Origin of the sequence: Aurantimonas sp. NFXS3, from assembly GCF_049132005.1 — a bacterium.
GTDB lineage: Bacteria > Pseudomonadota > Alphaproteobacteria > Rhizobiales > Rhizobiaceae > Aurantimonas > Aurantimonas coralicida.
Genome location: NZ_JAGDDZ010000002.1, coordinates 559,304 through 578,855 on the forward strand (window position 1 = coordinate 559,304; position 19,552 = coordinate 578,855).

Annotated in this window: 20 protein-coding genes; 9 read left to right on the top strand and 11 right to left on the bottom strand. The window is 67.5% G+C overall.

Features of this window, described 5'->3' with window-relative positions; genetic code table 11:
* Window positions 1–18: 18 nt before the first annotated feature.
* The gene (locus J3367_RS07760) at window positions 19–816 is read left to right on the top strand and encodes a thiazole synthase (protein WP_024349528.1); all 798 of its coding nucleotides are present in this window, start codon (window positions 19–21) and stop codon (window positions 814–816) included.
* Window positions 817–875: 59 nt separating this feature from the next.
* Window positions 876–1,484, top strand: a complete 609-nt coding sequence (locus J3367_RS07765) for a thiamine phosphate synthase (RefSeq protein WP_024349529.1) — start codon at window positions 876–878, stop codon at window positions 1,482–1,484.
* Between the two features lie 27 nt (window positions 1,485–1,511).
* Here J3367_RS07765 and fabI read toward each other — a convergent pair whose 3' ends face one another.
* The 3 genes from fabI to fabA are packed head-to-tail and all read right to left on the bottom strand — an operon-like array spanning window position 1,512 to window position 4,156.
* On the bottom strand, window positions 1,512–2,357 hold the full coding sequence (gene fabI, locus J3367_RS07770; RefSeq protein WP_024349530.1) for an enoyl-ACP reductase FabI: 846 nt from the start codon (window positions 2,355–2,357) through the stop codon (window positions 1,512–1,514).
* 13 nt (window positions 2,358–2,370) lie between these two features.
* On the bottom strand, window positions 2,371–3,588 hold the full coding sequence (gene fabB / locus J3367_RS07775) for a beta-ketoacyl-ACP synthase I (RefSeq protein WP_024349531.1): 1,218 nt from the start codon (window positions 3,586–3,588) through the stop codon (window positions 2,371–2,373).
* A 37-nt stretch (window positions 3,589–3,625) separates the two neighbouring features.
* Window positions 3,626–4,156, bottom strand: coding sequence for a 3-hydroxyacyl-[acyl-carrier-protein] dehydratase FabA (gene fabA / locus J3367_RS07780; RefSeq protein ID WP_024349532.1), 531 nt, complete (start codon window positions 4,154–4,156; stop codon window positions 3,626–3,628).
* Between the two features lie 252 nt (window positions 4,157–4,408).
* Here fabA and J3367_RS07785 point away from each other — a divergent pair, with 252 nt between their 5' ends.
* Both J3367_RS07785 and irrA read left to right on the top strand, forming a co-directional pair.
* Window positions 4,409–4,876, top strand: a complete 468-nt coding sequence (locus J3367_RS07785; protein WP_024349533.1) for a hypothetical protein — start codon at window positions 4,409–4,411, stop codon at window positions 4,874–4,876.
* A 142-nt stretch (window positions 4,877–5,018) separates the two neighbouring features.
* Window positions 5,019–5,465 (top strand): iron response transcriptional regulator IrrA, encoded by a 447-nt coding sequence (gene irrA, locus J3367_RS07790; RefSeq protein ID WP_009211012.1) that lies wholly within the window; start codon window positions 5,019–5,021, stop codon window positions 5,463–5,465.
* A 115-nt stretch (window positions 5,466–5,580) separates the two neighbouring features.
* Here the strand turns inward: irrA and J3367_RS07795 are convergent, their stop codons facing one another.
* A complete protein-coding gene (locus tag J3367_RS07795; RefSeq protein WP_024349534.1) occupies window positions 5,581–6,126 on the bottom strand; it encodes an SH3 domain-containing protein in 546 nt (181 codons plus the stop codon).
* A gap of 193 nt (window positions 6,127–6,319) precedes the next feature.
* Here J3367_RS07795 and J3367_RS07800 point away from each other — a divergent pair, with 193 nt between their 5' ends.
* The 4 genes from J3367_RS07800 to J3367_RS07815 all read left to right on the top strand — a co-directional run bounded on the left by J3367_RS07800 (window position 6,320) and on the right by J3367_RS07815 (window position 11,175).
* The gene (locus tag J3367_RS07800; protein ID WP_024349535.1) at window positions 6,320–7,321 is read left to right on the top strand and encodes a 2-hydroxyacid dehydrogenase; all 1,002 of its coding nucleotides are present in this window, start codon (window positions 6,320–6,322) and stop codon (window positions 7,319–7,321) included.
* Between the two features lie 141 nt (window positions 7,322–7,462).
* A complete protein-coding gene (locus tag J3367_RS07805) occupies window positions 7,463–9,289 on the top strand; it encodes an NAD(P)/FAD-dependent oxidoreductase (RefSeq protein ID WP_024349536.1) in 1,827 nt (608 codons plus the stop codon).
* Between the two features lie 135 nt (window positions 9,290–9,424).
* Window positions 9,425–9,595, top strand: a complete 171-nt coding sequence (locus J3367_RS07810) for a DUF1328 domain-containing protein (RefSeq protein ID WP_024349537.1) — start codon at window positions 9,425–9,427, stop codon at window positions 9,593–9,595.
* Window positions 9,596–9,780: 185 nt separating this feature from the next.
* Complete coding sequence (locus J3367_RS07815; RefSeq protein WP_421460627.1) at window positions 9,781–11,175, top strand: uracil-xanthine permease family protein; 1,395 nt, start codon at window positions 9,781–9,783, stop codon at window positions 11,173–11,175.
* 21 nt (window positions 11,176–11,196) lie between these two features.
* Here J3367_RS07815 and J3367_RS07820 read toward each other — a convergent pair whose 3' ends face one another.
* From J3367_RS07820 to mutM, 7 genes are all read right to left on the bottom strand, one after another.
* Window positions 11,197–11,961 (bottom strand): molybdopterin-synthase adenylyltransferase MoeB, encoded by a 765-nt coding sequence (locus tag J3367_RS07820; protein WP_029702802.1) that lies wholly within the window; start codon window positions 11,959–11,961, stop codon window positions 11,197–11,199.
* Window positions 11,958–13,181: a DNA replication/repair protein RecF gene (recF, locus tag J3367_RS07825; RefSeq protein WP_024349540.1), complete on the bottom strand. Its 1,224-nt coding sequence runs from the start codon at window positions 13,179–13,181 to the stop codon at window positions 11,958–11,960. The genes J3367_RS07820 and recF overlap by 4 nt, the downstream gene beginning before the upstream one ends.
* 14 nt (window positions 13,182–13,195) lie before the next feature.
* The gene (dnaN, locus tag J3367_RS07830) at window positions 13,196–14,320 is read right to left on the bottom strand and encodes a DNA polymerase III subunit beta (protein WP_024349541.1); all 1,125 of its coding nucleotides are present in this window, start codon (window positions 14,318–14,320) and stop codon (window positions 13,196–13,198) included.
* Window positions 14,321–14,496: 176 nt separating this feature from the next.
* Complete coding sequence (gene dnaA / locus J3367_RS07835) at window positions 14,497–16,080, bottom strand: chromosomal replication initiator protein DnaA (RefSeq protein WP_373279270.1); 1,584 nt, start codon at window positions 16,078–16,080, stop codon at window positions 14,497–14,499.
* Entirely contained in the window at window positions 16,080–16,514 is a 435-nt protein-coding gene (locus J3367_RS07840; protein ID WP_024349543.1) for a rhodanese-like domain-containing protein, read from the bottom strand. The genes dnaA and J3367_RS07840 overlap by 1 nt, the downstream gene beginning before the upstream one ends.
* A 712-nt stretch (window positions 16,515–17,226) precedes the next feature.
* The gene (rpsT, locus tag J3367_RS07845; protein ID WP_024349544.1) at window positions 17,227–17,496 is read right to left on the bottom strand and encodes a 30S ribosomal protein S20; all 270 of its coding nucleotides are present in this window, start codon (window positions 17,494–17,496) and stop codon (window positions 17,227–17,229) included.
* Window positions 17,497–17,721: 225 nt separating this feature from the next.
* Window positions 17,722–18,615: a bifunctional DNA-formamidopyrimidine glycosylase/DNA-(apurinic or apyrimidinic site) lyase gene (gene mutM / locus J3367_RS07850; RefSeq protein WP_024349545.1), complete on the bottom strand. Its 894-nt coding sequence runs from the start codon at window positions 18,613–18,615 to the stop codon at window positions 17,722–17,724.
* A gap of 144 nt (window positions 18,616–18,759) precedes the next feature.
* Here mutM and ubiE point away from each other — a divergent pair, with 144 nt between their 5' ends.
* Entirely contained in the window at window positions 18,760–19,539 is a 780-nt protein-coding gene (gene ubiE / locus J3367_RS07855; RefSeq protein WP_024349546.1) for a bifunctional demethylmenaquinone methyltransferase/2-methoxy-6-polyprenyl-1,4-benzoquinol methylase UbiE, read from the top strand.
* Window positions 19,540–19,552 lie beyond the last annotated feature (13 nt).

Genomic DNA, 19,552 nt, shown 5'->3' on the forward strand with positions numbered 1-19,552 from the left:
GCGAACGCCGTGACCGGCATGGACATCTATGGCCGCCGCATCGCCTCGCGGCTGATGCTCGGCACCTCGCTCTATCCCTCGCCGCAGATGATGACCGACGCGATCAAGGCCTCCGGGGCCGGCATCGTCACCGTCTCGCTGCGCCGTGAATCCGGCGAGGCGCGGGCCGGCCAGGCCTTCTGGGAGCTGATCCAAGGCCTCGGCCTCGACATCCTGCCCAACACGGCCGGCTGCCATACGGCCCGCGAGGCGGCGACGACGGCGCAGATGGCCCGCGAGATCTTCGGCACGGACTGGATCAAGCTGGAGGTGGTGCGCGATGCCGAGACGCTGCAGCCCGACGTGTTCGGCTTGGTGGAGGCGGCCCGCATCCTGACCGGCGAGGGCTTCAAGGTGTTGCCCTATACGGTGGAGGATCTGTCGGTGGCCGACCGGCTGGTCGAGGCCGGCTGCCGGGTGCTGATGCCCTGGGGCGCGCCGATCGGCTCGGGGCTCGGGCTGAACAATCGCTACGGCCTGCGCCAGCTGCGAGCGCATTTTCCCGACGTGACGCTGGTGGTCGATGCCGGGCTCGGCCTGCCGTCGCAGGCGGCCGCCGCCATGGAGCTCGGCTATGACGGCGTGCTCCTGAACACGGCGGTCGCCAAGGCCGGCGACCCGGTGGCGATGGCGCGGGGCTTTGCCCTGGCGGTCGAGGCCGGCCGGCTGGCCTTCGAGGCGGACCCGATGGCGCCGCGCGACATGGCCGCGCCCTCGACCCCGATGCTGGGGCAGGCGATGCTCGGTGATGTCGGCGGACCGGGAGGTTCGCGATGAGCCGGGCGGAGGGACATTGGAGTGGGGAGCGCGGTGCCGAGGAGCGGCCGGGGACGGGGCTGCGGCTCGATCCGTTCTACCTGATCGTCGACGATGCCGAGATGGCGGAGCGGCTGGTGCCGGTCGGGGTGAAGCTCCTGCAATTGCGCGCCAAGGACATGGACGCGGCGAGACTGCGGCAGGAAATCCGCCGCACGCGCGATGTCTGCGCCGCCCATGGCTGCCTGCTGGTGATCAATGATTTCTGGCGTCTGGCGATCGAGGAGGGCTGCGATGTCGTCCATCTGGGGCAGGAGGACCTGGCCGCGGCGGACCGGGTCGCGATCAAAGCTGCCGGCCTGAAGCTCGGCATCAGCACCCATGACAGCGCCGAGCTCGCCGTGGCGCTGGCCGCCGAGCCGGATTACGTCGCGCTGGGGCCGGTCTGGCAGACCAAGCTGAAGGTGATGAAATGGGCACCGCAGACGCCCGAGCGTCTCGGCGTCTGGCGCCAGCGTATCGGCGATCTGCCGCTGGTGGCGATCGGCGGCATCACCGTGGAGCGGCTGCCGCAGGTCTTCGCGCAGGGCGCCGACAGCGCCGCGGTGGTCACGGACGTGACACGGGCCGCGGATCCGGAGGCGCGGGCGCGCGAATGGCTCGCGGCGACTGCGCCCTACCGGCGATAGGCTTTGAGGCTGTGAGCGGGAGGGCGGCTACTTGCCGCCGCTCTCGTCCTCGCCCTCGACCACCGCCTTGCGGTGTTCCTGGGCCTTCAGCTCTTCGAGCGAGGGCATCGACATGATGTTGTAGCCCGAATCCACATAGTGGATCTCGCCGGTGACGCCGTTCGACAGCTCCGACATCAGGTAGAGCACCGCGCCGCCGACTTCCTCGATCGAGGTGTTGCGGCGCATCGGCGCGTTGCGGCGCTGGAAGTTGAACATCAGCCGCGCGTCGGAGACGCCGGCGCCGGCCAGCGTGCGCACCGGTCCGGCCGAGACGCTGTTCACCCGGATGTTGCGCGGCCCGAAATCGGCGGCGAGATAGCGCACCGAGGCTTCGAGCGCGGCCTTGGCGACGCCCATGACATTGTAGTTCGGCATGACCCGCACGGCGCCGCCGTAGCTCATGGTCACCATGGAGCCGCCATTGGTCATGATCTCCGCCGCGCGCTTGGCGACCTCCGTGAAGGAGAAGCAGGAGATCAGCATGGTGCGGGTGAAGTTCTCCCGCGTCGTGTCGGCGTAGAGGCCCTTCAGCTCGCTCTTGTCGGAGAACGCGATGGCGTGGAGGACGAAGTCGATCGTGCCCCATTCTTCCTTCAGCGTCGCGAAGACCTGGTCGAGCGATTCGGTGTCCTCGACATCGCAGGGAATGACCAGCTTGCTGCCGATCTCCTCGGCAAGCGGGCGCACGCGCCGTCCGAAGGCCTCGCCCTGATAGGTCAGCGCGATCTCCGCGCCCTGGGCCGCCAGCGCCTTGGCGGCGCCCCATGCGATGGAATTGTGGTTCGCGACGCCCATGATGAGCCCGCGTTTGCCTTTCATCAGATCGGTCATGTGCCCTTCAACCTCAATCCGTCACGCGTTGGAAGGCGAGGCAGGCATTGGTGCCACCGAAGCCGAAGGAATTCGACAGGACCCGGTCGATCTTCGCATCGTCGACCCGCTCGCGCAGGATCGGCATGCCCTCGAACTCGGGATCGAGTTCGTCGATATGGGCGCTTTTGGCGAGGAAGCCGTGCTTCATCATCAGGAGCGAGTAGATCGCCTCGTGCACGCCGGTGGCGCCCTGGCTGTGGCCGGTCAGCGACTTGGTGCCGGAGATCGGCGGGATGTTGTCGCCGAAGACCTCGCGGATCGCCTGGACCTCCATGCGGTCGCCGACCGGGGTCGAGGTGGCATGGGGGTTGATGTAGTCGATCGGGCCGTCGAGATGGCCGATCGCCTGGCGCATGCAGCGCACCGCGCCCTCGCCGGACGGGGCGACCATGTCGGCGCCGTCGGAGGTGGCGCCGTAGCCGACCAGCTCGGCGACGATGTTGGCGCCGCGCGCCTTGGCCCGCTCGTATTCCTCCAGCACCAGGACACCAGCGCCGCCAGCGATGACGAAGCCGTCGCGGGCGTTGTCATAGGCGCGCGAGGCGATCTCCGGGCGGTCGTTGAAGTCCGAGGACAGGGCGCCCATCGCGTCGAACAGCACCGACAGGGTCCAGTGCAGATCCTCGCAGCCGCCGGCGAACATCACATCCTGCTTGCCCATCTGGATGGTCTCGTAGGCATTGCCGATGCAATGGCTCGAGGTCGAGCAGGCCGACGAGATCGAGTAGTTGACGCCCTTGATCTTGAACCAGGTGGCCAGCGTCGCCGAGGCGGTGGAGGACATCGCCTTCGGCACGGCCGTCGGTCCGATGCGCTTCGGGCCCTTTTCGCGGGCGGTCTCGGCCGCCTGGACGATGGTCTGGGTCGAGGCGCCCCCCGAGCCCATGATGATGCCGGTGCGCTCGTTGGAGATGTCGGCGGCCTCGAGGCCCGCATCGGCGATCGCCTGGTCCATGGCGATGTGGTTCCAGGCCGTGCCGCCGCCATGGAAGCGCATGGCGCGCCGGTCGAGAATGGTCGTGGGGTCCAGCGTCGGCTTGCCGTGGACGTGGCTGCGGAACCCCAGTTCCTTGTATTCCTCGGCAAAGCTGATGCCCGAGCGCGCATCCCTCAGAGAGGCGGTCACCTCGTCGACATTGTTGCCGATCGAGGACACGATCCCCATACCCGTCACGACGACCCGCTTCATCGTCCGCTCCTTCCAGATTCCAGGATCCGCGCCGTCATCAGACGGCGGCCTGAGCCGCTTCCTCGTCGGTGAACAGGCCAACGCGCAGATCGCTGGCCTTGTAGATGACCTCGCCATCGGCCTTCATCCAGCCATTGGCGATGCCGAGCTTCAGGCGCGAGCGCATCACGCGGCGGAACTCCACGCCGTATTCGACCAGCTTGACCTTCGGCGTCACCTGGCCGCTGAACTTGACCTCGCCGACGCCGAGCGCCCGGCCGCGGCCGGGTTCGCCCAGCCAGCCGAGATAGAAGCCGGTAAGCTGCCACAGCGCATCGAGGCCGAGGCAGCCCGGCATCACCGGATCGCCTTCGAAATGGCAATCGAAGAACCACAGGTCCGGGTTCACGTCGAACTCGGCCCGGATGATGCCCTTGCCGTTCTCGCCGCCCGTCTCGTCGACCTCGGTAATGCGGTTGAACATCAGCATCGGCGGCAGCGGCAATTGCGCATTGCCGGCGCCGAACAACTGGCCATGACCGCAGGCGATGAGGTCGTCGTAATCGTAGGAGGTCTTCTTCGTCGCCATGATCGCTTGTGTCCGCCCTGTTCTCCCGACCCTGCCATGGGCCCTTGTCGGCTGCGCCCATACCACGCCACCCGCACAGGTGAAACCGTTTGGCTGGGCCCGGCGTATCCGGCGCGCCAGGATGGCGACCGGCAATCGCCGTCCTCGCCAGCCTATCTGTGGTACATGGCGCGCAATTTCGATAGCACCGGGCGAAGGAAGCCGCCTCAGCGCGCACCGTGACCGCCGCCCTCGACAGGATGCAGCACCGCCTTGACCGCCGTTTTCACCCCTTCGCGCTGCAGCGCTCTCGCCCTGTGGGGTGCCGCCGCGCTGCTGCTCGCCGCGGCCGCGCCGGCCCTTGGACAGTCCTGGCGCAGCGACGGCGCGGTCGCGGGCTTCACGGCGGGGTCGGGATTTACCGGGCTGACCTTCCGCTGCGCGAGTGCCGGCCGCGTGACGATGCGTTTTTCCGGCTTTCCGGGACGGCTGCAGGCGGGCCAGCCCCATACGGTGGTGGCGACGGTCGACGACACGGCCTTCGTGCTGGACACGATCGCGCGCGACGCCGGCAGCGGTTCGATTCTGGTGGCGGAGGGCACGCTGGCGGCCCGCGCCGGCTTCATCGAGGCCCTGCGCAAGGGCCGCAGCGTAGAGGTGGCGGGGCCGGTCGGGCGCTACAGCCTGCCGCTGACAGGGTCGGGCGACGCGCTGGCGGCCTTCACCAAGGGCTGCGGCTAGGCCCTGCCATCAACCGTTATGGCGGGTTCTGCGGGGCGGCATTTGTGACCGCGATGCCGATGACGTATATTGCGGTCGTGCAGGCCCTTCGGTAAGCCTGCGGACACTTATCGCACGAACAAGAGACTGGTGGCATTCAGCAATGGAAAACCGGACGCGCGCCCAGAGCTTCTGTGTATTCGAGCGCCTTCGCTCGGTGGGTCTGCGCCCGACGCGGCAGCGGGTGGCCCTGTGCAACCTGATGTTCGGCGCCGGCGACCGCCATCTCTCGGCCGAGGAACTGCACGAGGAAGCCCACAAGGCCGGTGATCCCGTCTCGCTGGCGACCGTGTACAACACGCTGCACCAGTTCACCGATGCGGGCCTTGTGCGGCCGCTCTCGGCAGAGGGCCAGCGCACCTATTTCGACACCAACACCTCCGATCATCATCACTTCTTCGTCGAGGACGACAATTCGATGATCGACATTCCCGATGGCGGGCTGCGGCTCGACCGGCTGCCGGAGGCGCCGGAGGGCATGGAGATCGTCAATGTCGACGTGGTGGTGCGCCTGCGCCGCAAGAAGGCGCTGGACCAGGCCGCCGAATAGGCGCCGACGACAGGTCCATCCCCAGTAACGACAAAAGCCCGGATCGCGGTCGCGATCCGGGCTTTTTTGATGTCTGGCGCCGGCCGCAGCCGGCGCTGACGCAAGAGGATTGCTGCTACTCGAAGCGCTCGTCCGGATAGACGCCCCAGATCTCCTGCTGGCGGACATAGCCGTCGCGGTCGGCGACCTTGAGTTCGCACCAGCCGGCCGTGCAGGTCTTCACGCCCGCGACGACGCCCGGTTCGATCCGTGCCACCAGCGGCGCATCGGTGGCGGGGCTGTTGTGAATGTCGATCATCGTCGCCTTGCCGCGCAGCCAGGGGGCGGCGATCGAGGTGCGGTCGCCGGACAGGAGCGAGTGATAGACCCAGCCCTCGGTGCCCTCGGAATCGCGGATGCGGCGCCACAGCTCGTATTCCTGGATGACCTCCACCGGCAGGCCTTCCTTGAGATACAGCCAGGTCACCGGATAGTCGCGTCCCGGACCGATCCGCAGATTCACGCGGCTGGCCTTGAGGCTGACATAACGCGGCAGCGGCAGCTTGGAGACCGGCCCCAGCTCGACGGCATGGGCAACGGGCAGGGGGGCGGCGCCGGTGAAGAGCACGGCGGCGCCGGCAAGCGCCAGCAGCGGACGGCGAAAACGGGCGAAGAACGGCATCGCAAACTCCAGACGACAAGATGCACGGGGCGCGCGCGGTCAGGCGGCGCCGGGGTCTTCCAACGGCCGGGACCCCGGCAGGCGCAGCGCTTTGTTTTCGCCTGCCGCCTTGCTAGGGAGGGCCCTCGGCTCCGGGGTCGAATGATCGTTCGTTTCGGTTAATATCGTCTTGATTTGGGGAGGAGCGCGGCCGATGGCGTCACGCGAAAAGCCGCTTGTGATCATTACCCGCAAATTGCCGGCGCCGATCGAACGGCGCATGGCCGAGCTGTTCGACGTGCGGTTCAACGAGACCGACCGGCCGATGGAGCAGCCGGCCCTCGTCGCCGCCGTGCGCGAGGCCGACGTCCTGGTACCGACCGTCACCGACCGCATCGACCGGGCGGTGATCGAGCAGGCCGGCCCGCGGCTGAAGATGATCGCCAACTACGGCAACGGCGTCGACAATATCGACATCCAGGCGGCGCTGAACCGCAATCTCCTCGTCACCAACACGCCCAACGTCCTCAACGAGGACACCGCCGACATGACCATGGCGCTGATCCTGGCGGTGCCGCGGCGGCTGGTGGAAGGCGGCATGCGGCTCCTGGGCGACGAGAAATGGCCGGGCTGGTCGCCGACATGGATGCTGGGAAGCCGCATCTCCGGCAAGAAGCTCGGCATTCTCGGCATGGGCCGGATCGGCACCGCCGTCGCCCGGCGGGCCAAGGCTTTCGGGCTGGAGATCCACTATCACAATCGCGGCCGGGTGAGCCCCAAGACCGAAGCCGAGTTCGGCGCCACCTACTGGGAGAGCCTCGACCAGATGCTGGCCCGCATGGACATCATCTCGGTCAACTGCCCCTACACGCCGGCGACCTATCATCTCCTGTCGGCGCGGCGGCTGGCGCTGATCCAGCCGCATGCCTTCATCGTCAACACCGCCCGCGGCGAGATCATCGACGAGAAGGCGCTGGTGAAGCTGATCGAACAGGAGCGCATTGCCGGCGCCGGGCTCGACGTCTTCGAGGAGGAGCCGGCCGTCGACCGCAAGCTGATGAAGCTGGCCCGCGACAACAAGGTCGTGCTGCTGCCCCATATGGGATCGGCCACGATCGAGGCGCGCATCGAGATGGGCGAGAAGGTGATCATCAACATCCGCACGCTGATGGACGGCCACCGCCCGCCGGACCGCATCCTGCCCGGCCAAATCTGACGGCAATTGGCTGCATCGCACGCGGTCGAAAGTCGGTACGGAACTGCGGTTTTTGCTGCGCCTGCGTTTCGCAGCCGCATGATGGACAAGCCGGGGTCGCGCGGCAATCCTCTCCTCGAGCACCGCGCAAGGGGAGGAACCATGAGCGAGACCATTGAACGGCCGGTGACGGCCGAACCGAGCGTTGCCCGTGCCGCCGCCGAAGGCTGGCTGTCGGCCTTCGAGACGGCCCTGTCGGCGGGCGACATCGACGCCGCCGCCAAGCTGTTCGCCGAAACCAGCTTCTGGCGCGACCTCGTCACCTTCACCTGGAACATCAAGACGGTGGAGGGGCCGGCGGGCGTGCGCGACATGCTGGCCACGCAGCTGGATGCGACCGGCCCGCGCGGCTTCACCCTGTCGGAGGAGCCGACCGAGGACGGCGGCGTGACCACCGCCTGGTTCGTCTTCGAGACCGAGGTCGCCCGCGGCGAGGGCGTCTTGCGGCTGAAGGACGGCAAGGCCTGGACACTGCTGACCGCGATGACCGAGCTGAAGGGCTTCGAGGAGCCGTCCCACGAGCGCCGGCCGGCCGGCGCCGAGCACGGGGCGGCGAAGAACCGCAAGAGCTGGCTGGAAAAGCGCGAGGAGGAAGCGCGCACGCTGGGCTACGAGACCCAGCCCTATGCGGTGATCGTCGGCGGCGGCCAGGGCGGTATCGCGCTCGGCGCGCGGCTGCGCCAGCTCGGCGTGCCGACCATCATCGTCGAGAAAAACGACCGGCCCGGCGACAGCTGGCGCAAGCGCTACAAGTCGCTCTGCCTGCACGATCCGGTCTGGTACGACCACCTGCCCTATATCGACTTTCCGAAGAACTGGCCGGTCTTCGCGCCGAAGGACAAGATCGGCGACTGGCTGGAAATGTACACCAAGGTCATGGAGCTCAATTACTGGGCGAAGACCACGGCCAGGAGCGCCCGCTACGACGCGGCGAAGGGCGAGTGGGAGCTGGTCGTCGACCGCGACGGCGAGGAAGTGACGCTGCGGCCCCGGCAGCTGATCATGGCGACCGGCATGTCGGGCAAGGCGAATGTGCCGAAGTTCAAGGGCATGGAGCGGTTTCGCGGCGAGCAGCACCATTCCTCGCAGCATCCGGGCCCCGACGCCTACAAGGACCGCAAGGTCGTCGTCATCGGCTCCAACAATTCGGCCCACGACATCTGCGCGGCCCTCTGGGAGGCCGGCGCCGACGTCACCATGGTGCAGCGCTCGACCACCCATATCGTGCGCTCCGATCCGCTGATGGAGCATGGCCTCGGGGCGCTCTATTCCGAACAGGCGGTGGCCAACGGCATCACAACCCACAAGGCGGACATGATCTTCGCCTCGCTGCCCTACCGGATCCTGCACGAGTTCCAGATCCCCATCTACGACAAGATCCGGGAGGTCGATGCCGACTTCTACCGGGATCTGGAGAAGGCCGGGTTCCAGCTCGATTTCGGCGCCGACGAATCCGGCCTGTTCATGAAATATCTGCGCCGCGGCTCGGGCTATTACATCGATGTCGGCGCCTCGCAGCTGATCATCGACGGCAAGATCAAGCTGAAGGCCGGGCAGGTGGAGGAGATCACCGAGACCGGCGTGAAGCTCGACGACGGCAGCGAACTGCCGGCCGACCTGATCGTCTATGCCACCGGCTACGGCTCGATGAACGGTTGGGCCGCCGACCTGATCAGCCTGGAGGTGGCCGACAAGGTCGGCAAGGTCTGGGGCCTGGGCTCCGACACGCCCAAGGACCCGGGTCCCTGGGAGGGCGAGCAGCGCAACATGTGGAAGCCGACCCAGGTGGAGAACCTGTGGTTCCACGGCGGCAATCTGCACCAGTCGCGGCATTATTCGCTGTATCTGGCGCTGCAGATCAAGGCCCGGCAGGAGGGCATTCCGACGCCGGTCTACGGGCTGCAGGAGGTTCACCATCTCGGCCGCTGAGCGCATCTGGCACGGCGAGCGGGAGTGACGGGCAGAAGGAAGGCTTAACCCTCCGGCGATGGCGGCTGCGACGCGCCGAACTTTTTCGGTCGATCCGCGTTAGTAAGCCAGGCAAACATCAAAGGAGTGCCAGCCATGCTGGGTTGGGCTGTTACGTTTCTCATCATCGCGCTGATCGCCGCCGTTCTGGGCTTTGGTGGCATCGCCGGCACCGCGATGGGCATCGCGAAGATCATCTTCTTCATCGCGATCGTGCTCTTCGTCCTGTCGCTGATCTTCGGCGGCTTCCGCCGACGTTCGATCTAGACCCGCCGCGCCACAAGGCGCCGGCATCCATCGATCTGAAAGGGCGGTGTCCGTGACGGGCGCCGCCCTTTCTGCGTCTAGGCCATGGGCCTTGCGCCGCGCCCGTGGCATGCTTCCTGCATTGCTCTCCCCATGCCCCTCGGCACTGTTGCGGGAGACAGGGGAATGATGACCGGAGCAGCGCGATGACGCAGAAAACGGCAGCCCCTCTTTCAGGCATGATCTACCGGCTGGAGGACCGGCCGCCGAACGGCCCGGCCATCCTCGCCGCCATCCAGCATATCCTCGCCTCGATCGTCGGCATCGTCACGCCGGCGCTGATCATCGGCGGCGTCCTCGGCCTGGGCGAGCACATCCCCTATCTCGTCGCCATGTCGCTGTTCGTGTCGGGCGTCGCCACCTTCATCCAGTGCCGCCGCTTCGGCCCGGTCGGCTCGGGGCTCCTGTCGGTGCAGGGCACCAGCTTCGCCTTCGTCGGCGCGATCCTGGCGGCCGGCTTCGCGGTGAAGGGGCGGGGCGGCACGCCGGAAGACATCCTGGCGATGATCTTCGGCCTGTGCCTCGTCGGCTGCCTGGTCGAGATCGGCCTCAGCCAGTTCGTCGGCCGGCTGCGGCGCATCATCACCCCGACGGTAACCGGCATCGTCATCACCATCATCGGCCTCAGCCTGGTCAAGGTCGGCTTCACCGACTTTGCCGGCGGCGCGACGGCCGGCGAAGCGCTGGGCGAGCCGGTCAATCTGCTGCTCGGCTTCATTGTCGTCGCCGCGATCCTCGTTTTGACGTTCCAGCGCAATCCGACCGTGCGGATCTCGGCGATCATGGCCGGGCTCGTCATCGGCTTCGTCGTCGCCGCGCTGCTGGGCAAGGTGGACTTCTCCAGCGCCGGCAGCGGGCCGCTGATCGCCCTGCCGATCCCGTTTCGCTACGGCATCGACTTCGACCTGGCGCTGTTCCTGCCGATCGCCTTCATCTACCTGATCACCGCCATCGAGACGACGGGCGACCTGACCGCCAATTCGATCATCGCCGGCGAGCCGGTGCGCGGCGATCTCTACATGGCGCGGATCAAGGGCGGCATCCTGGCCGACGGCGTCAATTCCGGCCTTGCGGCGGTGTTCAACACCTTTCCCAACACGACCTTCTCTCAGAATAACGGCGTCATCCAGATGACCGGCGTCGCCAGCCGCCACGTCGGCATGATCATCGCCGTGATCCTGATTGTCCTGGGGTTCTTCCCGGTGATCGGCAACGCCTTCCTGCTGGTGCCGAAACCCGTTTTGGGTGGGGCGACGCTGGTGCTGTTCGGCACCATCGCCGTGGCCGGCATCCGCATCCTCGCCTCCGAGCCGATCGACCGGCGCAAGGCCTACATCATGGCCGTGTCCTTCGGGCTCGGCCTCGGCGTGACGCTGGTGCCGGACGCGACCCAGCACCTGCCGGACTTCATCCGCCAGGTCTTCGCGACGCCGATCACGCTGAGCGGCCTGTCGGCGATCATCCTGTCGCTGGTGATCCCGGAAGGGGACGACGCGGTGGCGGAGCCCTCCACCGCAGAAAGCCCGGTGCAGCCGGCCTGAGGCCGGCCCGGATCGGCAGGCTCAGCCGGATTTCGGCCGGCGGTAGCGGATTTCCTCGATCCGCATGGTCAGGAGATCGACCATCAAGAAGCGGCCGACCAGCGGCTCGCCCATGCCGCAGATCAGCTTGATCGCTTCGGAAGCGGCGAGGGTGCCGAGGACGCCGGTGGTGACGCCGAGAATGCCGGCCTCGGCGCAGGAGGGCACCATGCCGGCCGGCGGGGCCTCGGGGAAGAGATCGCGATAGCCCGGATGGCGGCGCCCGTCCGCGCCGGTCTCATACGGCTTCAGCACGGTCAGCGAGCCGGAAAAGCGGTTCACCGCCGCCGTGACGAGCGGGGTTGCCGCCGCCTCGCAGAGATCGGCCATGGCGTAGCGGGTGGCGAAATTGTCGGAGCCGTCGATGACGAGATCGTAGCCGGCAACGATCGCCGGGCCATTCGCCATGTCGAGGCGCAGCGCATGGGGCACGACCGTGACATGCGGATTGATCGCCGCCACGGCGTCCGCGGCGCTGTCGAGCTTGGAGCGGCCGACATCGGCGGTGCCGTGCAGCACCTGCCGCTGCAGATTGGACAGCGAGACCGTGTCGTCGTCGGCAATGCCGATGGTGCCGACACCCGCGGCAGCCAGATAGAGGATGATCGGCGAGCCGAGGCCGCCGGCGCCGATCACCAGCACTCTGGCGCGCTTCAGCGCCTGCTGGCCGGCACCGCCGACTTCCGGCAGCACGATGTGGCGGGCGTAGCGTTCCAGCTCTTCGGGGGCGAGGGGAGCCTGGCTCATGGCGACGTCTCCGGTGATGCGCCTTCGATGCGTGCGGGATCGGCCGGGCGGACCGTGGCGCCCGACACTTCCATGATCTGGGCCCGATCGCCCAGGGCCGCAAACAGGCTGGCGTCGGTCCCGGTCATGAAGGCCTGCACGCCGAGCTCGGCGATCAGGTCGAACAGGGCGGCGCGGCGGCCGGGATCGAGATGCGCCGCGATCTCGTCGAGGAGCAGCAGCGGCGGCAGCGACGACATGGCCGCGACCAGCCGCGCATGGGCCAGGACGAGGCCGATCAGCAGCGCCTTCTGCTCGCCGGTGGAGGACAGGGCCGCCGGCATCGCCTTGGCGAGATGGGTGACGGAGAGCTCGGCCCGGTGGGCGCCCTCCAGCGTGCGGCCGGCGGCCCGGTCGCCGTAGCGGGCCGACCGCAGCCGCATGCGCGCCTCGTCCTCGACATCGGCCGAGGGACGGGCAAGGTCGAGACCGTCATAGCCCGACGTCAGCTCGAGCCCGGCACTGGGGAAGGGCGAGCCGGCGCCGGTCCGGGCGATCATGCCGGCCAGCATGCCGACGAGTTCGGAGCGGGCCAGCGCCATGGCGATGCCGAGTTCGGCCATCTGCGCCTCGATGCCCGACAGCCAGGGATCATCCAGCCGGTTGTCGGCGAGGAGGCGGTTGCGCGAGCGCATGGCGCGCTCGTAATCGGCGGCCCGGCGGCCATGGGTCGGATCGACGGCCAGCACCATGCGGTCGAGGAAGCGGCGCCGGTCGCCGGCCGGGCCGGTGAAGAGCCCGTCCATGGCCGGCGTCAGCCACAGAATGCGCAGGAGATCGAGCAGTTCGTCGGCCGATTTCGCCGCGGTCTCGTCGATCCGCACGCTGCGGGCCGCCGCGCCCGTCGGGTCGGGCATCATCTTGGTGGAGACGATGGTCTCGACGCCGTGGGAGACGGCGCTGGCGCGGACGGAGAAGCCGCCGCTGCCGCCCTTGCGCGCGACGTCCTGATAGGGCGCGCGGCGCAGGCCGCGGCCGGGCGTCAGCAGCGAGATGGCTTCCAGGAGATTGGTCTTGCCGGCACCATTGTCGCCGACGAAGACGACGAATCCGCGGGTGAAGCGCAGCGACAGCGTCTCGTAATTGCGGAAATCGGCCAGACGCAGTTCGTCGAGCCGCACCGCGGGCGGCGTCCGGCTGTCGGTGGAGGGGGAAACGGCGGCGTCCGGGCTCTGGTCCAAGCGCGTTGCGGCGGTCAGACCCGCATCGGCATCAGGACGTAGAGCGTCGCATCGTCGCCGCCGTCCTTGATGAGGGTCGGGGAGCCCGGATCGGCGAGCATGAAGACGGTCTCGTCGCCCGACAGCTGGTTGGTGATGTCGAGGAGATATTTGGCGTTGAAGCCGATCTCGATCTCGTCCGAATCGTAGCCGACGGCCAGTTCCTCGGTCGCCGTGCCGGAATCCGGCGAGTTGACGGTCAGCACCAGCTGCGAATCGGCGACGGCGAGCTTCACCGCCCGGCCGCGTTCCGACGAGATGGTGGAGACGCGGTCGACGGCGGCCGAGAAGGTCTGCCGGTCCAGCGTCAGCGCCTTGTCGTTGTTCTGCGGAATGACCCGCTGATAGTCCGGGAAGGTGCCGTCGATCAGCTTGGAGGTCATCACCACCGCGCCGATGGTGAAGCGGATCTTGGCGTCCGACAGCTCGACCGAGATCTCGGCCTCGTCGTCGCTGTCGCCGAGGAGCTTCTGCAACTCGCCGACGGTCTTGCGCGGAATGATGATGCCCGGCATGCCTTCCGAGCCGGCCGGGGCCTTCTGGTCGGCCCGTGCCAGCCGGTGGCCGTCGGTGGCGACGGCGCGCAGCTGCAGGTCGCCGTCGGCCTCGATCGTGTGCAGGTAGATGCCATTCAGATAATAGCGCGTCTCCTCGGTGGAGATGGCGAACTGGGTGCGCTCGATCAGCCGGCCGAGCTCGGCGGCCTTGAGCTTGAAGGCATGGCTGAGGGTGCCGGCGGTGATGTCGGGGAAGTCCGATTCCGGCAGGCACTGCAGCCGGAAGTTCGAGCGGCCCGACGAGACCGTCATCTGGGTGCCTTCGGCATTGGTGGCCAGGCTCACCTCGGCCCCGTCCGGCAGCTTGCGGACGATGTCGTAGAGCAGATGCGCCGGCACCGTCGTCGCGCCCTCCTGCTCGCCCGTCGCCGGTGCGCTCTCGGTGATCTCAAGGTCGAGATCGGTCGCCTTCAGCCGCAGGCCTTCGCCTTCCGTCTTCAACAGGACGTTGGAGAGGATCGGGATGGTGTTGCGGCGTTCCACGACACGATGAACGTGCGCCAGGGACTTGAGGAGGTTCGAACGTTCGATGATGATGCGCATGACGAAGCCGTTTGGTTCGGGCAGGCGCCGCAGGACACGGCACCCGTTCCGGGGTCCGATGGTCTTAGAGATTTGGAGGCCGCTTGGAAAGGCCGGACCGCGCGAGGCTGGGCGAGCCACGGCGGGAGAGGCCCGCCGACCGGCGGCGCCGCTTGACGGCGCCGCGCCGGGGCGGCCTACTCCTCGATCATACGCCGGATGATGTCGAGCTCCTCGGACAGCTTGTCGTCCTTGGCCCGCTCGCCCTCAATTTTGCGAACGGCATGAAGCACCGTCGTGTGGTCGCGGCCGCCGAAGCGCCGGCCGATTTCCGGCAGCGAGCGGGGCGTCATGGTCTTGGCCAGATACATCGCGATCTGGCGGGGCCGCACGATGGTCCGCGTACGCCGGGCCGACAGGATGTCCGTGCGCGTCACGTTGTAGTGGCGCGAGACGAATTTGAGGATGTCCTCGATACGCACCCGACGCTCGCTGTTGGCGCGGGTGAGCTGGCTGAGGAGATCGTCCAGATGCTCGGCCGACAGCGGCTGGCCGAGTGAATGGCGGAAGGCGATCTGGTTGAAAGCGCCTTCCAGGTCGCGGCCCGAACCGGCGACGCGCTGGGCGATCGTGTCGATGACGCCGTCGGGCATGTCGAAGGAGGAATCCTCGGCCCGCATGGCCGCGGCGCGGGTGCGGATGATCGAGCGGCGCATCTCGTAGTCCGGCGCCGCCAGTTCCAGCGTGATGCCGTTGGACAGGCGCGAGCGGACCCGCGGATCCAGCGATTCCAGCTCCATGGCCGGGCGATCGGCGGCGCAGATCACCTGCTTGGCGGAATCGATCAGCGCGTTGAGGAGATGGCAGAACTCCTGCTGGATCGACTTGCCCTGCAGGAACTGGGTGTCGTCGATGATCAGGATGTCGATGCCGCGCAGGGTCTCCTTGAGGTCGAGCGCGCGGTTGTCGCGGATCGCGGTGGCGAAGCGCCACATGAAATATTCTGCCGTCAGATAGACGACGCGCGGCTTGTCCTCGCGGCGGATCGCGGCGTTGGCGATTGCCTGCAGGAGATGCGTCTTGCCCAGGCCCACGGCGGCGTGGATGAACAGCGGGTTGAAGCGCACCGACTGGGGGCCGTTCTCGGCGATGGCGCGGCCGGCGGCGAGGGCGACGCGGTTGGAGCTGCCCTCGACGAGGGTGTCGAAGACATAGCGCGGGTCGAGGGGCGAGCCGAAGGTGGGCGTCGGGGCGGGCGCCGCATCGAACATCTGCCGGGCTTCGGCCGGGGCGGCGCTGCGCGCGGCGCGGCTTTCGCCGATCTGCGCGGCGGGACGGGCGGAGACCACGCTGGCCGGCACGCTCTCCGGCTCGGCGACACGGGGCTGGCGGATGGTCACGCCGCCGCCGCGCACGGCGCTGCGCACGGCGATGTCGACGCGCAGGGTGCCCGGCACTTCCTCGCGGAAGATCTCGGTCAGGAGCTCATGATAGTGCGACTGGATCCAGCTGCGCAGGAAGGCGGTCGGCACGGTGATGCGGCAGACGCCCTTGCCCGGCGCCTCGAGCTTCATGCGCTGGAACCAGCTGGCGAAGATGTCCTGCCCAAGCTGCGCCTTCAGACGGGCATTCACCCGCTCCATGATGTCCGCAGTACCTGTGCCGCCGCTCGCCATGCCGCCCCCGAAATCGTTCGTGTTGTCTTTCGTCACCCGGGCGGCGTCATGCCGTCCGGACCAGATCGGCAGCGTGTCCGCCGATCGTCCTGCGCCCTGCTGCATCACTTCTGCACCCACGGGAGACCCTCCGCTTTCCAGCCGGCCTTGCGTCCGCGATGGGCTTCCTCGTCCGGCGGGCCCTCGAAGCCGTCCAGGACGTTGAAGCAGTTGCTGTAGCCCGCCCCGGTCAGCGCCACGGCGCTGGCGATGGAGCGGACGCCCGAACGGCAGAGAAAGAAGACCGGCGTGTCGCGGGTTCCGCCTTCGCTCTCGATGCGCCGGGCGAGCTTGGCGGCGAAATCCGGATCGACGGCCATGGAGGGGAAGCTCTGCCATTCCTGCAGGATCGCCGCCTTGCCGAGGGGAGCGAGCTGCGGGACGCCGACATAGCTCCATTCGGCCACCGTGCGCACATCGACCAGGACCGCGTCCGGCGTGTCGGCGAGCGTCGCCCAGCATTCCTTCGGCGTGACATCGCCCTTGTATTCACCGTTCATGCAAAAGCTCTCCTGCGCTCCGGCCCATGCTTGGGCAGAAGTCAGCCGCACCCGCGGCGTGGGAGCGCCGGGATCGACTACGAATAAATTGTGGAAGGACGGATTTAGACTCTAGGCGAGATGGGGCCGCGCCGCTGGCAACTCGAACCGTGACCGAATGTTCTGGATAAGTTCGGTTGTCCCCGCACTTCGTCTTTCCCCGCACTTGTTTCGAGGAGGAAAATACGAAACGCGACAGCTTCGGGCAAGGCTCGCAAACCGTGAATCGCAATGCGAGCACCCCCAGTGTGGCAGACTCGTCCCGCGTGAATCATTGCCCGTCAGGGTAAACACCAGTGGTTCTGGTGACTTGGCTCCCAAGCAGCTTTTGAGCGCATTGGGCAAAAGATAAAAATGAAAAAAATAAGGCGGTCCGCTTGACTCAAGGGCCGCTGAAACCGGCCTTAGCCGGCTGTTTTATGATGCTCACTGACCTTCTGCAAGTCACTGGAATCATTCGCCAAAACCACACGATGGAATCGCGGCGGGCGATCGGGAGGTTTGCGTGTGTCGAATCGATGACGGGCTCGCCGAAGGTCCTGCAAAGGCGCCGGGAATCACCCCGGGTCGCCATGGCGGGGCGCGGAATCAAAAAGGCCCGGCGGTTAAGCCAGGCCTTTCAAAAGGGTCTGAACGGGGCGCGATGCGCCCCTGTCAGTGGATCGAGCGAGCCTCAGGCTTCGCCGAGGGCCTTCACGCGATGCGACAGACGGGAGATCTTCCGCGATGCCGTATTCTTGTGGAAGATCCCCTTCGAGGTCGCGCTCATCATCACCGGCTCGGCGGCGAGGAAGGCGGTCATCGCGGCGGTCTTGTCGCCCGATGCGATGGCTTCCTCGACGCGGCGCAGATAGGTGCGGACCCGGCTGCGGCGAGCGGTGTTGACGGCAGTGCGTCGCGCGATCTTCCGCGCCGCTTTCTTGGCCGAAGGGGTGTTGGCCATGTTCGTCTCTCTCTGTCTGTCGCGACGATGCGCTTGTGTCGGTAAACTGCGGTTTGATCGTGCCGGGCGGCAAGAGGTGCACGCTGCAGCACGAAGAAACGGGCCGCACCATGGGTGCCGCCGAATTCAGAGCCTCTATAGGCAAGAGCGTTCGGCGCGTCAAGACAAAGTGCGGGCCCCGTCGGGCATTCCTCTTCGCGCCGCCGCACCGTTACGGACGCGGTCCTAGCGTTGGCAGGCCGGGCAGAAGAAGGTCGAGCGTCCCGACTGGACGATCCGCCGGATGACTCCGCGGCAGCCCGCATGCCGGCACGGCTCGTGCTCGCGGTCATAGGCGGCGAAGCTGTGCTGGAAATAGCCGAGCGAGCCATCGGCCTGCCGGTAGTCGCGCAGCGACGAACCGCCGGCGGCGATGGCGTCGGCAATGGTCTCGCGGATGTTGAGCGCCAGGAGGTCGAGGCGCTGGCTCGGGCGGCCGTCCTTCTTCACCAGCGTTCCCGCCGCGCGCCGCGGCGACAGGCGCGAGCGCCACAGCGCCTCGCAGACATAGATATTGCCGAGCCCGGCGATGATGCGCTGATCGAGGAGCACCGCCTTGAGCGGCGCCGCGCGCCCGGCGAAGGCCGGGGCCAGCGCCGCGCCGGACAGGCTATTGCCCGTCGGCTCGATGCCGAGGCCGGAAAAATGCGGATGGGTCTCCATCTCGGCCCGCGCGATCAGCGTCATGTAGCCGAAGCGCCGCGGGTCGTTGTAGATCACCGCGGCCGGCTGGCCGTCTCCGGTCGTGACCTCGAAACGCACGTGATCGTGGAGGCGGGCGGTGGAGCGTGGATGCTGGAAGACGCCCGGCAGGCTGTCGCCGTCCGGACCCTCGATGCGGAACGAGCCGGACATGCCCAGATGCATGGCGAGGAGGAGGTCGCCCTCCAGCTCGGCAACGAGATATTTCGCCCGCCGGCCGAGGGCCGTGATGCGCCGGCCGGTGACCCGTTCGGCGAAGCGTTCGGGCAGCGCAAACCGTAAATCCGGCCGCGCCAGATGCAGATGGGTGATGCGCGCACCTTCCAGGACGGGCTGCAGGCCGCGGCGGACCGTCTCTACCTCTGGCAATTCCGGCATATTCGATTAAGTCCCGAACCGTTGGGCCATCCGAGCGATGCGCCCGGCGAACCCAGCCTGCTTCGCGGAGGACGCGTCGCATGCCGGGATCGTCCGTCCCTATATCCGCATCGAAGCGATGCGATGCAATGAAGGTGCCGCCCCATGTCGCGAACGCGTGTGACCGGAGCCGAAGCGATGGAGACGGCCTACGGCTTTTCCACGGTCACCGGCCGGGAAGAGAAGCAGGCCCGGGTCAATGACGTCTTCCATCGGGTCGCCGAGCGCTACGACCTGATGAACGACCTGATGTCGGGCGGCCTCCACCGCGTCTGGAAGAGCGCCATGGTGTCCTGGCTGTCGCCGCCGCACCGGGCCGGCTGGAACTTCATCGACGTGGCCGGCGGCACCGGCGACGTCGCCTTCCGCATCACCGAGGCCTCGCGCCGGCGGGCCACCGGCACGGTTCTCGACATCAATGCCTCGATGCTGGGCGTCGGCGCCGAGCGGGCGGTCAAGCGCGGCCTCGACGAGAATCTCGTCTTCGTGGAGGGCAATGCCGAGGAGCTGAAGCTGCCCGACGCCAGCTTCGACGCCTATACGATCGCCTTCGGCATCCGCAACGTGCCGCGCATCGACGCGGCGCTGTCGGAGGCCTACCGGGTGCTCAAGCCGGGCGGGCGCTTCATGTGCCTGGAATTCTCGGAAGTCGACATGCCGATCCTCGATAAGATCTACGAGCAATGGTCGTTCAAGGTCATTCCGCGCATCGGCGAGACCGTCGCGCGCGACCGCGAATCCTACGAATATCTGGTCGAGTCGATCCGCCGCTTCCCGAACCAGGCCAATTTCGCCTCCGCGATCCGCGCGGCCGGCTTCGAGCGTGTCTCCTATCGCAACCTGTCGGGCGGCATCGCGGCCATCCATTCCGGCTGGAAGCTCTGATCTGAACGAACGG